The organism is Salibacterium sp. K-3 (assembly GCF_054052005.1).
In genome coordinates this window covers 39,470-54,202 of the sequence record NZ_JBSVZE010000005.1, presented here as the reverse complement: position 1 = coordinate 54,202, position 14,733 = coordinate 39,470, and the positions used below count along the sequence as shown (strand labels likewise).

The following is a 14,733-nucleotide window of genomic DNA, read 5'->3' as shown; positions in this document are numbered from 1 at the left end:
AAGTTAAGCTCTCCAGCGCCGATGATAATGAAGGGGCAACCCTTTGTGAAAGTAGGACGCTGCCAGGCACCAAAAGGACGGTCGGATATTCATCCGGCGGTTCTTTTTTTAATGGTTTTTGGAAATATGTGGTTTTAAAGGAGACTGCTCGTTAAAAAAGGGCCGATAGTGACCTCTGACATCCATCTTGAGACGACTACATTCCCATTCCGCTGCGATACTGTCTTCTGAAGCCTGTCTTTCGACCACTATTATGCTGTTTTAAGCAGCCACTGTCCCTTAAGGGGAATAACCTTTCCCAGTTTTCGCAGTAAGTTTTATTCTTTTGGCGGCGTCCGGGGGTACGTTGTGCCCTGTACGATACTGCCACCCTCTCATTCTTTCAAGGGGAAGAGACATCATAGAAAAAGAGAAGCTCTCCTACATTCATGGGGAGCTTCTCTATTTCTCCTGTGACAAAGGGAAACAGCAGAAGAACGTGCTGCAACACCATGACATTTTTGAATAAAAAACATAACATATAGTACGTAACGGTTGTTTGGCGGAATAATAACAAAAAGAAAAGGGCAGAATAAGATTCATAGATGAAAAGAGGAGGTGACATCAATATGGAAAAAGAAACACAGACGGAATTCTGTACTCTATGCGGCCGGAAGGAAAGCAGAGGCATTCATATTCTGGATATCTTTTTATGCCTGGATTGTGAAAAAGAGTTGATCCAGATGGAGGCAGAAGACCCCGCCTATCATCACGCGGTAAAAACATTGAGTTCTTCCAAAGCTTCCAAGCTGTTGATGTAATAAGGAATATTTGCAGGAAAACGGGGATTACGTCATAATTTTAGATACAGATATTCATATAAAAAAGTAGAGGGACAACACATGGATCAATCATCGCTTCCTATCGTAGAAGCCCTGCAGCAGCATGCTGAAGCACTGCCGGATTCCTTTCATGTACCAGGTCATAAAAATGGAGCCGTGCAGCCTGAGTATGCACAGAAGATCCTGTCGGCGGCTGCTTCTTTTGATCAGACGGAGCTTCCAGGCCTGGATGACCTGCATGATCCAGATGGCATCATCGCCGGGGCTCAGCAGCTGACGGCTGACGTTTATGGAAGCCGGGCGGCGTTTTTTCTCGTCGGAGGATCGACAGCAGGAAACCTGATTATGATTCTAGCTGCTCTGCAGGAAGGCGATATGGTGTTTGTTCAGAGGGACACTCATAAATCGATTATTAATGGTCTCCGGCTTGTAAAAGCACAGCCGGTGTTTCTGGAACCGGAATACGACGAAACGTCCGGACTGTCGATGGGGTTGGGCTTTCATACGGTGCAGCAGGCTTTTCGCTCTTATCCGGAAGCAGCTGGTTTAATCGTGAACCGGCCCGGTTACCATGGATGGACGTCTTCGATCCGCTCTATCATTGAAGAAGCCAAAAAGCACGGAGCGGTGGTACTGGCAGATGAGGCACACGGAGCACATCTGCCGGCAGCCGACTTTTTTCCGAAGAGTGCCGTGTCGCTTGGTGCCGATCTTGTCGTGCATTCAGCCCATAAAACGCTGCCTGCGCTGACGATGACAGGATACCTTCATGTTGGATGGTCGAGCCGTATCACCGCAGCAGAGGTACAGGAAACTGCCTCCATGATCGAGTCGAGCAGTCCGTCCTATCTGCTGCTGGCGTCATTGGACGCGGCGAGAAAATACCTGTACGATTTGAAACAGATCGATGATGCTGTATTGCATGCGCAGCTTGAGCAGACAAAACAGGCGCTTCTTCACGCCGGGGGTCTGGAAGAACGGCATCCGCCGCCGCACGTGGGTACGGATCCGTTGAAAGTAGTGGTTCAGGCGCCGAAGGGACATACCGGCTGGGCGCTGCAGCAGTACCTGGAAAAAGAGCAGGTGTTCACGGAACTGGCGGATGAGGCGCATGTAGTCTTTTTTCTTTCCTTTCAGCCTCTGTCCACTAAAACCCTGGAGCGGATTGAACGAGGGACAGCTCGTCTGCACCATGAAAATCCGGCTGTGTACTCCGGTTCCAGCGCACGGTCTCTGCCGTCTTTTGGCATGCAGCGTATGCCTGAAGACTGGCACCAGGCAGGAAAAGGACAGAGAGAAGTACGGGCGGTCCGAAAAGCAGAGCATGAAAAAGCTGCCGTTGATATTATCCCCTATCCTCCCGGAATCCCGTTGTTCTTAAAAGGAGAGATGCTCACCGGAAAGCGGTATACTTATCTGCTGGAACGACTGGAGCAAAGCGGAGGCATACAGGGGGTCTGGCAGGGGGAGGACGGACAATGGTTGACCAGTACAGTAAAAAGGATGGAAAAGCAATGAATGATAGAGGACTGTTTATCACATTTGAAGGTTGTGAGGGAGCGGGTAAAACGACGGTGCTGAATCAGGTGCATCGTCAACTGGAGCAGGAAGGATATTCCGTCCTCAAAACCCGGGAGCCGGGCGGTATTGATATTGCGGAAAAAATCCGCACGTTGATTCTTGATCCCGCCCATACAGCGATGGAAAGGCGTACGGAGGCACTGCTGTATGCCGCAGCCCGGCGCCAGCATCTTGCCGAAAAAGTCATTCCGGCATTGGAGGAAGGCTGTATTGTGCTCTGTGACCGTTTTATTGACAGCAGTCTTGCCTATCAGGGAGCTGCCAGAGGCATAGGGGTGGAAGAAGTACTTGCCATCAACGAATTCGCTGTAGGGGACTATATGCCGGATGCCACGATTTATCTTGATATTGATCCGGAAGAGGGTCTTACCCGAATTGCTGAAAATAAAAAGCGGGAATACAACAGACTGGATCAGGAACATCTGGATTTTCACCAACAAGTCTACCAGGCGTACGAAACATTGGCGGCACGATTTCCGGAGCGTATACATAAAATAGATGCATCATTATCGATGGAAAACGTACGGCAGCAGGCCGTAAACCAGGTTATGGATGTAATAGGACGATGATTGGAAAAGACGGGGTTTTCTTTTTGAAGGTATATCCAGTAATATAAAAGAAAAGCTGAACATACAAGCACAGAAAGAGGGTGTTCTGATGAAATTAATGGTAGCAGTTGTGCAGGACAAAGACAGCAACCGGCTCTCCAATGCGCTGGTGGAACAGGACTTCCGCGCGACAAAACTGGCCAGTACAGGTGGATTTTTGCGGGCAGGCAACACCACCTTTTTGATAGGGGTGGAAGATGAAAAGGTGCAATCTGTGCTTGATATTATTCAGGACAACTGCAAGACCCGGGACCAGCTGGTTGCCCCTGTTTCTCCCATGGGAGGCAACGCCGATTCCTATGTTCCGTATCCGGTGGAAGTACAGGTCGGAGGAGCGACGGTATTTATTATGCAGGTGGAACAGTTTGAACAGTTTTAAAAATGAGGGGTCCTCATGAAATGGAACCAGATGCTGGAAGATCAGCCGACCGTTATGACGATGCTGAAACAGAGCATGGAAAAGGACAGGCTGGCGCATGCGTATATTTTTGAAGGAATGCGGGGATCCGGAAAAAAATCGACAGCCTGGCTCACTGCCCAAAGCCTGTTCTGTCCTCACAGGGAGAATGCTGCTCCCTGTGGAACCTGCCGGGAATGCCGGCGGATTGAAAACGGCAACCATCCTGATATCATCGTTATTGAGCCCGATGGAGCATCGATCAAAAAAGCCCAGGTGGAAGCCCTGCAGAAAGAACTGACGTATAAAGGGATGGAAACCTCATTTAAAATATATATTATTAATGATGCGGATCGAATGACAGCAGGTGCTGCCAACAGTCTTCTCAAGTTTCTGGAAGAACCGGAAAGCCCGATTCTGGCTCTTTTATTGACAGAGAATGTCCATTTTATGCTCGATACCATTCTTTCCCGTGCCCAGAAACTGTCGTTTGCTCCCCCTGCTCCGGATAAGCGGTCCCGCCTCTATCGTGAGGAAGGGGCTTCGGAAACAGCAGCGCCGCTCCTTGCCAGACTACCGGATGAGACAGCCGCCGGCTATCAGCAGGAAGGGACAGACTGGATTGTACAGGGAAGAGCACTAGTGATACAATTAGTGGAAGAGGTTCACTCCAGACCTCATCAGGTATTGTTGACACTGCAGGAAAAGTGGCTTACTCATTTTAAGGATAGAGAAGAGCTGGACATCGGTCTCGATCTGCTGCTTTTCTGGTACCGTGATCTGTTGACGGTAAAACACGGCGGGGAGGACCTTGCCTATCCGGATCAGAGAGAAACGATGGAAAAGCAGGGTCTTCAAATGACGGAAACAGATATCGCCCGTATATTGCAGCTGATCCTGGATGCGAAGCGGAAGCTTCGGGCCAATGTGAATGCCCAGCTTCTTATGGAGCATTTACTGCTTCATATACAGGAGGGATCATAGCATTGCATGATGTAATAGGAGTCAGGTTTAAAAAGGCGGGGAAAATTTATTATTTTTCGCCCGGTTCCTTAACAATAGAAAAAGACGAATGGGTTGTTGTAGAAACATCCCGAGGACTGGAATTCGGAAAAGCGGTCATTGGGAAAAAGCAGGTGGGCGAAGATGATGTCGTCCTGCCGCTGAAAGAAGTTGTACGAATTGCCACAGACAAGGACAAAACAGTCATTGAAGAGAACAAGGAACTGTCAACGAGAGCATATGAAGTGTGCCGGGACAAAATTGAAGAACATAACCTGGATATGAATCTGGTGGATGCGGAATACACATTTGACCGGAACAAGGTGCTCTTTTATTTTACAGCAGAAGGCAGGATTGACTTCCGGAACCTCGTTAAGGATCTGGCATCCGTGTTCCGTACACGGATTGAACTGCGCCAGATCGGGGTACGCGACGAAGCAAAGCTGCTCGGCGGGATCGGTCCGTGCGGCCGCGTGCTCTGCTGTTCGACATTCCTCGGCGATTTTGAACCGGTATCGATCAAGATGGCAAAAGACCAGAATCTGTCGCTGAACCCGGCGAAGATATCCGGATTATGCGGACGGCTTATGTGCTGTCTGAAGTATGAAAACGATCACTACGAAACCGCGAAGAAAGAGCTCCCGGATATCGGAGAACACATTACGACGCCGCAGGGCGAAGGCAGAGTGGTCGGCTTGAACATTCTGGAACGTCTCGTTCAGGTGGAATTGAGGGAAGAACAGAACGTGCTCGAATACAGTCTCGATGAACTCATGGAGGAAGGCCATATCGTGAGCTGAAGATAAGGGGATTAATTGAGGTGGAAGGAACGTGGAGAAGAAAGAAATATTCTCGCAGGTCATACACATGGAAGAACGGATCGGCACCTTTCATGATGAACTGGGAGAATTAAAAGAACAGTTGGCAATGCTCATCGAAGAGAACCATGCGCTGGCGCTGGAAAATCAGCATTTACGCAAGCTCCTTGAAGAAAAAGAGACCGGGGAGCCGGAAAATGGAACAGAGGCTTCTTCCGGCGGCAGAAAAAGCGTGGGAGAAGGATATGATAATTTAGCGCGTCTGTATCATGAAGGGTTCCATATCTGCAATATGCATTATGGCAGCCTGAGAGCCAATGGAGACTGCTTGTTTTGTCTTTCTTTTCTCAATCAGAAATAAATGACGTCACGAGAGCTGTCCCTGCCGCAGGGGGCAGCCTCTTTTATAAGAACGGGATCGGCAGGTGAGCAGGATGCAACCACCTTTGCGGGAGGGAGAAAGGCTTGATTACATTACGAAAGGGCTGCACATTGTACAGAGCCCTTCTGTTTTTGCGTTTTCCATTGATGCCGTACTTCTGGCCCGTTTTACATATGTACCAAAAACAAAAGGAAGTATTATAGATTTATGCAGCGGAAACGGTGTAATTCCGCTCGTGCTGTCGACACGCAGCAGTGTACCGATTACCGGTGTGGAAATACAGCCGCTTCTCGTTGATATGGCTGCACGAAGTGTGATCTGGAATCAAAAACAGGGACAGATTTCTGTGATGGAGGCCGATGTTCGTGCTCCGGAGCTTTCCGGGCAGACCGGCCTGGCTGATCTGGTCACCTGTAATCCCCCATACTTTTCAACACCGCTGGAAAAGGAAAAAAACAACAGTGCGTTGTTCCGTGCCGCCCGTCATGAAGAATACGGCACGCTTGATGACATCGTACGGGCAGCATCCAGTGTAGTGAAACAGAGAGGAAAGGTGTCCATGGTTCTCCGTCCGGAACGTATGGCTGAACTGTTTGAAACATTTCGAAAGCACAGGATTGAACCAAAACGAATCAAGATGATTTTTCCGAAATACGGAAAAGAGGCGGATATGCTGCTGGCTGAAGGGATTAAAGATGGAAAGCCGGGCCTCGCCTGCCTGCCTCCGTTAACGGTTTATGATGAAGAGGGAATTTATACCGAGGAGTTCAGAAGCTATTATGAAGGCCGTTGAACATTACGTTTACATACTGGAATGCGGGGATGGATCGTTCTATACGGGATATACGACGGATCTGGTACAGCGGCTGCGCATGCATGAACAGGGAAAAGGGGCAAAATACACGAGAGGGCGCGGTCCGTTCCGGCTCGTTTACCAGCAGGTGTTTGACTCCAAAACAGAAGCGATGCGCATGGAATATGAAGTCAAACAATGGAACCGGAAAGACAAAGAGAAGTTTCTAAGGGAAAGAAACGGAGGATCCTCATGAACCATCAGCAGAGCTACAAGCAAAAAGCAACGGCTGCCCTGTATCTGGTACCCACCCCGATCGGCAACCTGGAAGATATGACATACCGGGCGGTCCGGATGCTGCAGGAGGCGGACAGAATTTTTGCCGAAGATACCCGCCAGACCCGGAAGCTGTGCCATTATTTTGAGATTTCGACACCACTGGATAGTTATCATGAACATAATAAGGAAGGAAAAGGGGAGAAAATTCTCGCACTGCTCGAGGAAGGCGGTACGGCTGCACTCGTCAGTGATGCAGGGACGCCTCTTGTTTCCGACCCAGGCAGAGAGCTTGTCCGGCAGGCGGTGGAGAAGGATATTGCCGTCATTTCCCTCCCCGGAGCCAATGCCGCTGTGACGGCGTTAACCGCTTCGGGACTTGGTGGAGGGGCTTTTTACTTCTATGGTTTTCTCCCGAGAAAGAAAAAGGACAGGCGGGACAAGCTTGAAAAGCTCGCTTCTGTAGACGTCCCCATTATTTTTTATGAATCCCCGCACCGCCTGAAAGAAATGGTATCGCATCTGGAAGAATGCTGGGGGAGTAGGGAAGCTGTCCTGGCAAGAGAAATGACCAAGCAGTACGAAGAGATCCTGCGTGGATCACTCCCGGAACTGGCGGAGTACCTCAGGCTGCATGCTGTGAAGGGCGAGTGCTGTGTTATTGTGGACGGGGCGGATGAAGTGGACGTTTTCCGGAATACCTGGTGGGAGACGATGGATCCGGCAGCGCATGTGCAAGCCTACATGGAACAGGGAATGACGGCAAAAGAAGCCATCAAGGCAGCAGCAAAAGACCGCGGGCTGCCGAAACAGGATGTATATGCAGCTTATCACCGCCTGTCATGAAATGGGAGCTATAAAAACTCCCAAAAAATGGTGAAAGAGTCAGCCCCATCAGCAGCCTGAAATGAAGGAATAGTGTCCACAGGAGGTCGTCCCGGGGACACTACGGAGCTAAAATCAGGCCATAATGGTTTCGAGCGGATGTCTTGAAGACGCTAAGTACCGGTGCTTGAATCACAGTGTTTCCAGGAACATCTCCTATGGAAACTAAAAGCACCACAAAAAACCCGGACGATGTCGGTTTCTTCCAGCAAGCTTTGCCGACCATCGTCCGGGTTATTATATGACCTATATTCTTTGTCGCGGGATCATTTATTTATTGTTGTCTACATAGGACTGCAGGTCTTTAATGACTTCTTCGGCACCTTCCGGGGAAAGGATGATTTTACCGTCGGCGAGGGAAATGTTTTCATCGGACACTTCACCCGTCACCTGACAGGTCATGTTGGGCTTGTACTTTTTCAGTACGATACGGTCGTGGTCGACATAGATTTCCAGCGCATCTTTTTCTGCAATATCGAGAGTGCGGCGGAGTTCGATCGGGATAACAACGCGGCCGAGTTCATCGACTTTTCTCACAATTCCAGTTGATTTCATTTCAGTTCCTCCTCAAGTATTCAAATAAAATGTGTCACATTTCGACATTTTTCTCTGTTATAGACTAAGAATACCAATCTTTCCAAAACACGTCAATTCCTTTGAATAAAAAAACTGAAAAACCTTGAAATTTTTTCAATTTAATTAAAATGCTGTTACAAAAGGATACCCGCTTGACGAGGTGACTAAAACCTCTGTGAAAAAATACCTTTTGGATAAAACCATTGTAACATGGAAAACATAGATAGAAAACGAATTTCGACATATATGGCATATATTTGTCGAAATATGTAGAAAAATAGAGTGTACAGAGAAAAGGCCCTCTGTGGTGCTGGTCTTGACAGAGAGGAAGCGCTTCGTTATAGTCTTAAAGAGAAGAAGTGGAAAATATTATAGATGATTCCGATGAAGGGATGAGTAGAGAGGAAACCTGTCTTAGAGAGCCGGAGATGCTGGGAACCGGTACAGAGAGCACTCTTGAACATGGTCCCGGGAGGATTTTCTTCCCGAACTGCTGCAGTAAGGGAGGAACGCAGCTCTCGCGTTACAGAGAGCGTGCTGTCTACTGACGATCAGGCCCGGACAGTACACAAAGCTTCATCGCAGGAGATGGAGAAATCTGGGTGGTACCGCGTGAGTGATACTCTCGTCCCTTGTAGAAGGACGGGAGTTTTTTTAATAGACGCAAGGAGGATGAAAATGGCAGAAGAAAAGAATACCTTTTATATCACAACCCCGATTTATTATCCAAGCGATAAACTTCATATCGGACATGCCTACACAACGGTTGCCGGAGATGCCATGGCAAGATACAAACGTCTCCGTGGCTTTGATGTACGCTATCTGACCGGTACCGATGAACACGGCCAGAAAATTGAGCGCAAAGCGGAAGACAAAGAGGTATCTCCGCAGGAATTTGTCGATGAAATTGTGGCGGGAATCCGGAACCTGTGGGATAAACTGGATATTTCCTATGACGATTTTATTCGTACGACGGAAGAGCGGCATAAAAAAGTCGTACAGCGGATATTTGAGAAACTGAAAGCAAACGGAGATATTTATCTGGATGAATATAAAGGCTGGTATTCCGTGTCGGATGAATCTTTTTATACAGAACGCCAGCTGGAAGATCCTATTTATGAAAATGGAGAAATTGTCGGAGGATACAGTCCGGAAAGCGGCAACCCCGTGGAATGGGTGAGGGAGCAGTCGTATTTTTTCCGGATGAGCAGATACGCCGACCGGCTGCTTGCGTTTTACGAAGAAAATCCGGACTTTATCCAGCCGGAGTCCCGAAAAAACGAAATGATTAACAACTTTATCAAACCGGGACTGGAAGATCTGGCCGTTTCCAGAACTGCGTTTGAATGGGGAATACCGGTGACGAGCGATCCGGAACATGTCGTGTATGTATGGATTGATGCGCTCTCCAACTACATTACCGCTCTCGGGTATGACACGGAAAACGATGAAGATTTCAAGAAGTACTGGCCGGCGGATGTACACCTGGTCGGCAAGGAAATTGTCCGTTTCCATACGATTTACTGGCCGATTATGCTGATGGCTCTTGATCTGCCGCTCCCGAAAAAAGTATTCGGCCACGGCTGGCTTTTGATGAAAGACGGGAAAATGTCCAAATCCAAAGGAAACGTTGTCGATCCGGTTCCGCTGATTAACCGGTACGGACTTGATGCCCTGCGGTACTATCTGCTGCGGGAAGTTCCTTTCGGCTCCGACGGTGTCTTCACACCGGAAGGTTTTGTCGAACGGCTGAATTATGATCTTGCCAATGATTTGGGCAATCTGTTGAACCGGACCGTTGCCATGGTTAACAAGTACTTCGATGGGCATCTCCCGGCTTATCTGAAAGACGGCACGCCATACGATGAATCGCTTGTGGAACTGGTGGATGCCACGGTTTACAAAGTAGAGGCCGCGATGGAGGAGATGGAGTTTTCGGTGGCCCTGACTGCCATCTGGCAGTTGATCAGCCGCACGAACAAATATATTGATGAAACCCAGCCGTGGATGCTGGCAAAAGAAGAAGACCGGCGTGAGGAGCTGGGAACCGTTCTTTACCACCTGGCTGAATCGCTGCGTTATATTTCCATCATGATCCAGCCGTTTATGACGGAAACTCCTCAGAAAATCTGGCACCAGCTTGGTATTCCGGAGGGCTGTACAAAATGGGAGACGATGCGTGAATTTGCACAGCTCCCGGAAGGAACGAAGGTAGTTTCCAAAGGCGAGCCGATCTTTCCAAGACTCGAAATCGAAAATGAAGTCGCCAACATTATTCAGGATATGGGCGGTACGGTGAAAACCGCTGAAGATGAGCAAGAAGCAGAAGAGGTGGAAGAAGAGCAGGAAATCACGATCGATGACTTTTCGAAAGTGAATCTGAAAGTGGCAGAAGTGCTTTCAGCAGAGCCTGTGAAAAAGACAGATAAACTGCTGAAAATCCAGCTCGATGTCGGAAGTGAGAAGCGCCAGGTCGTATCCGGGATTGCCGAACACTATACGCCGGCTGATCTGGAAGGGAAAAAAGTAATTTGTGTAACGAACCTGAAGCCGGTAAAACTCCGGGGAGAACTGTCTCAGGGTATGATACTGGCAGCTTCCAGCGGAGACGAACTGACACTTGCCACAGTGAATGACCATCTTCCGAATGGATCGGAAGTCAATTAATACGAGGAATAAAAGACTGACCTGAAAGAAGTTATGCCTTTCGGGTCAGCCTTTATTGTCGGAAAAAGCAAGGGAGCGGATCAGGATGTTGTTTGATACCCATGTTCATTTGAATATTGAGGACTTTCAGGATGATCTTCAGGATACGATAGAGCGGGCCAAAGATGCCGGGGTGGAAAAAATGAATGTCGTTGGATTTGATCATGAAACGATCAAAAAAGCGATGGACCTGATTGAAACCTATGACTTCATGTATGCTTCTATCGGCTGGCACCCGGTCGATGCTGTGGACATGACCGAAAGGGACCTGGAATGGATCGAGGAGCTCTCGGCGCATCCGAAAGTCGTCGCCATTGGAGAGACAGGGCTGGATTATCATTGGGATAAATCACCGGCAGATGTACAGAAAGAGGCATTCCGGAAACAGATTGCTCTCGCAAAAAAAGTAAACCTGCCCCTCGTTATTCATGACCGCGAAGCCCATCAGGACATTGTGGACGTGCTGAGGGAAGAGAATGCCGCCGAAACCGGCGGAATTATGCACTGCTTCGGAGGGGATCTGGATATTGCGCGGCAGGCTTTGGATATGAATTTTCATATATCGTTCGGCGGGCCTGTTACGTTTAAAAATGCACAGCTTCCCAAAGATGTAGCTAAAGAAATACCGATGGAGCGGCTTCTGGTGGAAACCGACTGCCCGTTTTTAGCTCCGCATCCCAACCGCGGCAAGCGGAATGAGCCGGCTTATGTGAAACTGGTGGCGGAAAAGATAGCGGAACTAAAAGGTATGACACTGAAAGAACTGGCAGAGCAGACAACGGAGAATGCGGAAAAACTTTTCCGCATCAGCTGACGGGATTTTCTGTTGAAAGGCGGCGCTTATTGGCGCCGTCTTTGTTATTTCGAGGCCTTTCTCCCTTTCTTCTCTTTTTGCTGCTGCAGAACGTCGAACGATTATGATTCTCTTTGCTCCTCTTTTACGCAATAATAGAAGTTGGATGATCAAATGAATTGACAAGAAAGGAGGAAGGGTCTATAATTTCTTCGCTGTAAAGGAGGGTTAGAAGATGAGTTTGAAACGAAACGCTTTTTTCGCCGGATGGAAGCCGGGAAAAGGCGCGGTTCTGGTTTTTTCTTTTCTTCTTCTGACCGCTGCCGGTCTGTTTTATGCTGTGCATGAAACGACGAAGGCAACGGTAACGATTACTAAAGGAGAAGAAGAAATGACAGTAGCGACTCATGCGGATACCGTAAAAGGCCTGCTGGAAGAACAGAACCTTGATGTAAAAGAGAGGGATGAACTCAGCTCATCTTTCACCGATCCCATTGTCGGCAACATGGAGTTGGAATGGATGCCGGCCAGACAAATCACTGTATCGGATGATGAAACAACATCCGAGATCTGGACGACCGCCTCCACAGTGGGAGAAGTGCTGAAAGAACAGAACATTGACGTCGGACCGAATGACGATTTGAATAAAGATATCACCGCTTCCGTTCAGGATGGAATGACCGTGGCTTATGAGCCTGCCTTTCCAGTAACAGTTCAGGATCAGGATGAAACCGAAGAAGTGATGACCACAGAGAGTACTGTCGCTGAGGTGCTGAAGGAAGCAGATATAGCGCTGGATGATAATGACCGGGTGGAACCTGGTAAAGAGACAGCTGTTTCACATGAAACAAAACTGGAAGTCATCCGTGTGGAGAAAGTTACGGATGTTGTCAAAGAAGAACAGGATTATGCAACAGTCACTCGCCGTGATGATTCCCTGGCAAATGGACAGGAAGAAGTAATGGAAAGCGGCAGCAAGGGTGTTGTAGAGAAAAAGTATGAAGTTGTACTGGAAAACGGGGAAGAAGTATCCCGCGAACTGGTTGATGAAACACAGGTGAAAGAAAGCGAAGATAAAGTCGTGGCGGTCGGTCCGACGGATCAGACGGCTGTTGCCTCTCGCGGAAGCAGTCCTTCTGAGAGCAGTGCCGGAGGACGCACCATTTCCATGGAAGCTACCGCGTACACAGCTGACTGTACGGGATGTTCCGGAATAACCGCGACGGGAGTGAATCTGAACGCCAATCCAAACCGTAAAGTAGTGGCAGTGGATCCGGCTGTCATCCCGCTTGGAACGAGAGTCCATGTCGAAGGTTACGGAGAAGCGGTGGCAGCAGACACCGGCGGTGCCATCAACGGCAGACGAATTGATGTGCATGTGCCGACCAATCAGCAGGCGATGAGTTTTGGAAGACGTAATGTACAAGTGACCATTCTGGAATAATATTTTATATCATATCCTGGCGTGAAAGCAGGAAGGGATGCTCCCTTCTCTTTCCGCCTTTTTTTTCATTACTGATCATAGTATAATAATGCAAGCTGGAGCCTGGGAGGCTGACATACGAATGAACGTGCAGGAATGTATTGTGGTGGAAGGAAAGGCTGATACAACGGCGGTGCAGCGGGCGGTAACAGCTGATACGATTGAAACAAACGGTGCCGCTGTCGGTGAAGACGTATTGAAACGGATTGCACTGGCCCAGAAACGGCGCGGTGTTATTATATTCACGGATCCTGATGTTCCGGGAGAAAGGATACGCCGGATTGTCAGCAGGGAAGTCCCGGGGTGCAAACATGCTTTTTTGACAAAAAAAGATGCAGATTCCGGCGGCAGCGGCAGTCTTGGCGTGGAACATGCCCCGCCGGAAGCAGTACGTCGGGCGCTGCAGATGGTTAGAGAAGAAGTCCCGGAAACAGCGGAAAATACAGAACCTGTGACCAGACAGGATCTCATGGATGCAGGCATGATGGCAGGGACGGATGCCAGACGGAGGCGCGAAAAAATGGGAGAAAGACTTACCATCGGCTATGCGAACGCCAAGCAGTTCCTGAAAAGGCTGCATGTCTTTAATATTCAGCGGGCGGAGTTTGCGCGGGCTGCTGCCGCTGTGCTGGAGGAGGAAGAAACGATTGCCAAGAGAGATCGCCGTCCCGGGCCGAACGAAAGAAATACTTGAACAGCACGGCTTTTCGTTCAAAAAGAGCCTGGGGCAGAACTTTTTAATTGACCGTAATATTCTCGACAACATTGTCCGGACCGCCGGAGCAGGCCCGGAGGACGGGGTTCTGGAAATAGGTCCCGGCATTGGCGGGTTGACGGAACATTTCGCTAAAGCCGTAAAGCAGGTAGAAGCGTTTGAAATTGACGGCCGGCTTCTGCCGGTGCTCGAAGAAACGATGGCTCCCTATCCCAATGTGAGGGTGTGGCATGAAGACATTCTGAATGTAGATATCAGAGAGGTCCTTACGGAACACATGCAGAACGTGGAGGAGGTTATTGTTACCGGTAATCTGCCGTATTACGTAACCACCCCTATTATCATGAACCTCTTGGAACAGCGTCTCCCCATTACCCGGATGGTATTTATGATGCAGAAAGAAGTAGCCGAACGGATTGCGGCCGGACCTGGTTCGAAAAACTACGGTTCGCTCTCCATTGCAGCTCAGTATTTTGCCAATCCGGTGAAAACTATGGTCGTTCCCAAAACGGTATTTATGCCGAAACCGAACGTAGATTCTGCGGTCGTCCGTTTTGATATCAGGGAACGTCCGCCTGTAGAGGTCGAAGATGAAGCGTATTTTTTCCGGGTGGTAAAAGCAGCCTTCGCGCAGCGCCGCAAAACCATCTGGAACAATCTGCAGCATAATCTCACCGGCAGAGATCAGCGGGATGAACTGGCCGCAGCCCTTGAGGAAGCAGAGATCGACCCCGCCAGACGGGGGGAGACGCTGACGATGGAAGAATTCGCCCGGCTCAGCAGCAGCGTCAAACAGCATCATCCATCATGAATAAGACTGTCTCTTCGTTTCGGGGGAGGCAGTTTTTTGGGCACATTTTCAGGGTGGATGGAATAGGCTGTCGGGTGAAGGGGGAA

At 49.1% G+C, this 14,733-nt stretch carries 16 protein-coding genes and 1 other annotated feature; of the genes, 15 read left to right on the top strand and 1 reads right to left on the bottom strand.

Translation table 11 applies throughout. From position 1 onward, the window contains the following. Window positions 1–608 precede the first annotated feature (608 nt). From ACW9JV_RS19265 to rsmI, 10 genes are all read left to right on the top strand, one after another. Window positions 609–800, top strand: coding sequence for a sigma factor G inhibitor Gin (locus ACW9JV_RS19265; RefSeq protein WP_457337514.1), 192 nt, complete (start codon window positions 609–611; stop codon window positions 798–800). Window positions 801–881: 81 nt separating this feature from the next. Beyond that, window positions 882–2,339 (top strand): aminotransferase class I/II-fold pyridoxal phosphate-dependent enzyme, encoded by a 1,458-nt coding sequence (locus tag ACW9JV_RS19260; protein WP_457337512.1) that lies wholly within the window; start codon window positions 882–884, stop codon window positions 2,337–2,339. Then, entirely contained in the window at window positions 2,300–2,971 is a 672-nt protein-coding gene (gene tmk, locus ACW9JV_RS19255; RefSeq protein WP_457337510.1) for a dTMP kinase, read from the top strand. Before ACW9JV_RS19260 ends, tmk begins: the two co-directional genes overlap by 40 nt. Before the next feature lie 88 nt (window positions 2,972–3,059). Further along, window positions 3,060–3,389, top strand: coding sequence for a cyclic-di-AMP receptor (locus ACW9JV_RS19250; RefSeq protein ID WP_457337508.1), 330 nt, complete (start codon window positions 3,060–3,062; stop codon window positions 3,387–3,389). Between the two features lie 15 nt (window positions 3,390–3,404). Then, window positions 3,405–4,391 (top strand): DNA polymerase III subunit delta', encoded by a 987-nt coding sequence (gene holB / locus ACW9JV_RS19245; protein ID WP_457337506.1) that lies wholly within the window; start codon window positions 3,405–3,407, stop codon window positions 4,389–4,391. Window positions 4,392–4,393: 2 nt separating this feature from the next. Beyond that, window positions 4,394–5,209, top strand: coding sequence for a PSP1 domain-containing protein (locus tag ACW9JV_RS19240; RefSeq protein ID WP_457337504.1), 816 nt, complete (start codon window positions 4,394–4,396; stop codon window positions 5,207–5,209). Between the two features lie 31 nt (window positions 5,210–5,240). Next, on the top strand, window positions 5,241–5,588 hold the full coding sequence (yabA, locus tag ACW9JV_RS19235; protein ID WP_457337502.1) for a DNA replication initiation control protein YabA: 348 nt from the start codon (window positions 5,241–5,243) through the stop codon (window positions 5,586–5,588). A gap of 73 nt (window positions 5,589–5,661) precedes the next feature. Next, window positions 5,662–6,402, top strand: a complete 741-nt coding sequence (locus tag ACW9JV_RS19230) for a tRNA1(Val) (adenine(37)-N6)-methyltransferase (protein WP_457337500.1) — start codon at window positions 5,662–5,664, stop codon at window positions 6,400–6,402. Beyond that, complete coding sequence (locus ACW9JV_RS19225; protein WP_457337498.1) at window positions 6,389–6,658, top strand: GIY-YIG nuclease family protein; 270 nt, start codon at window positions 6,389–6,391, stop codon at window positions 6,656–6,658. Before ACW9JV_RS19230 ends, ACW9JV_RS19225 begins: the two co-directional genes overlap by 14 nt. Then, window positions 6,655–7,524 carry a 16S rRNA (cytidine(1402)-2'-O)-methyltransferase gene (rsmI, locus tag ACW9JV_RS19220; RefSeq protein WP_457337496.1) on the top strand — a complete coding sequence of 290 codons (870 nt, stop codon included), beginning with the start codon at window positions 6,655–6,657 and terminating at the stop codon, window positions 7,522–7,524. Before ACW9JV_RS19225 ends, rsmI begins: the two co-directional genes overlap by 4 nt. 309 nt (window positions 7,525–7,833) lie before the next feature. On the opposite strand, the gene ACW9JV_RS19215 is transcribed toward rsmI, so the two are convergent. Further along, the gene (locus ACW9JV_RS19215) at window positions 7,834–8,118 is read right to left on the bottom strand and encodes an AbrB/MazE/SpoVT family DNA-binding domain-containing protein (RefSeq protein WP_457337494.1); all 285 of its coding nucleotides are present in this window, start codon (window positions 8,116–8,118) and stop codon (window positions 7,834–7,836) included. Window positions 8,119–8,514: 396 nt separating this feature from the next. Next, window positions 8,515–8,775, top strand: a binding site (T-box leader). Between the two features lie 42 nt (window positions 8,776–8,817). Here ACW9JV_RS19215 and metG point away from each other — a divergent pair. The 5 genes from metG (at window position 8,818) to rsmA (ending at window position 14,647) form a co-directional block, all read left to right on the top strand. Next, window positions 8,818–10,806 (top strand): methionine--tRNA ligase, encoded by a 1,989-nt coding sequence (metG, locus tag ACW9JV_RS19210; RefSeq protein WP_457337492.1) that lies wholly within the window; start codon window positions 8,818–8,820, stop codon window positions 10,804–10,806. An 85-nt stretch (window positions 10,807–10,891) separates the two neighbouring features. Further along, entirely contained in the window at window positions 10,892–11,659 is a 768-nt protein-coding gene (locus ACW9JV_RS19205; RefSeq protein WP_457337490.1) for a TatD family hydrolase, read from the top strand. Window positions 11,660–11,873: 214 nt separating this feature from the next. Continuing rightward, the gene (locus ACW9JV_RS19200; protein WP_457337488.1) at window positions 11,874–13,082 is read left to right on the top strand and encodes a ubiquitin-like domain-containing protein; all 1,209 of its coding nucleotides are present in this window, start codon (window positions 11,874–11,876) and stop codon (window positions 13,080–13,082) included. A gap of 121 nt (window positions 13,083–13,203) precedes the next feature. Next, a complete protein-coding gene (rnmV, locus tag ACW9JV_RS19195) occupies window positions 13,204–13,815 on the top strand; it encodes a ribonuclease M5 (protein WP_457337486.1) in 612 nt (203 codons plus the stop codon). Then, window positions 13,769–14,647, top strand: coding sequence for a 16S rRNA (adenine(1518)-N(6)/adenine(1519)-N(6))-dimethyltransferase RsmA (rsmA, locus tag ACW9JV_RS19190; protein ID WP_457337484.1), 879 nt, complete (start codon window positions 13,769–13,771; stop codon window positions 14,645–14,647). Before rnmV ends, rsmA begins: the two co-directional genes overlap by 47 nt. The last annotated feature ends 86 nt before the right edge of the window (window positions 14,648–14,733 follow it).

Excerpts from the sequence above, each read along its gene's own strand:
- ACW9JV_RS19265 (WP_457337514.1), top strand. The coding sequence starts at position 609 with ATGGAAAAAGAAACACAGACGGAATTCTGTACTCTATGCGGCCGGAAG.
- ACW9JV_RS19260 (WP_457337512.1), top strand. The coding sequence starts at position 882 with ATGGATCAATCATCGCTTCCTATCGTAGAAGCCCTGCAGCAGCATGCT.
- tmk (WP_457337510.1), top strand. The coding sequence starts at position 2,300 with ATGGTTGACCAGTACAGTAAAAAGGATGGAAAAGCAATGAATGATAGA.
- ACW9JV_RS19250 (WP_457337508.1), top strand. The coding sequence starts at position 3,060 with ATGAAATTAATGGTAGCAGTTGTGCAGGACAAAGACAGCAACCGGCTC.
- holB (WP_457337506.1), top strand. The coding sequence starts at position 3,405 with ATGAAATGGAACCAGATGCTGGAAGATCAGCCGACCGTTATGACGATG.
- ACW9JV_RS19230 (WP_457337500.1), top strand. The coding sequence starts at position 5,662 with ATGCAACCACCTTTGCGGGAGGGAGAAAGGCTTGATTACATTACGAAA.
- ACW9JV_RS19225 (WP_457337498.1), top strand. The coding sequence starts at position 6,389 with ATGAAGGCCGTTGAACATTACGTTTACATACTGGAATGCGGGGATGGA.
- rsmI (WP_457337496.1), top strand. The coding sequence starts at position 6,655 with ATGAACCATCAGCAGAGCTACAAGCAAAAAGCAACGGCTGCCCTGTAT.
- ACW9JV_RS19215 (WP_457337494.1), bottom strand. The coding sequence starts at position 8,118 with ATGAAATCAACTGGAATTGTGAGAAAAGTCGATGAACTCGGCCGCGTT.
- metG (WP_457337492.1), top strand. The coding sequence starts at position 8,818 with ATGGCAGAAGAAAAGAATACCTTTTATATCACAACCCCGATTTATTAT.
- ACW9JV_RS19205 (WP_457337490.1), top strand. The coding sequence starts at position 10,892 with ATGTTGTTTGATACCCATGTTCATTTGAATATTGAGGACTTTCAGGAT.
- ACW9JV_RS19200 (WP_457337488.1), top strand. The coding sequence starts at position 11,874 with ATGAGTTTGAAACGAAACGCTTTTTTCGCCGGATGGAAGCCGGGAAAA.
- rnmV (WP_457337486.1), top strand. The coding sequence starts at position 13,204 with ATGAACGTGCAGGAATGTATTGTGGTGGAAGGAAAGGCTGATACAACG.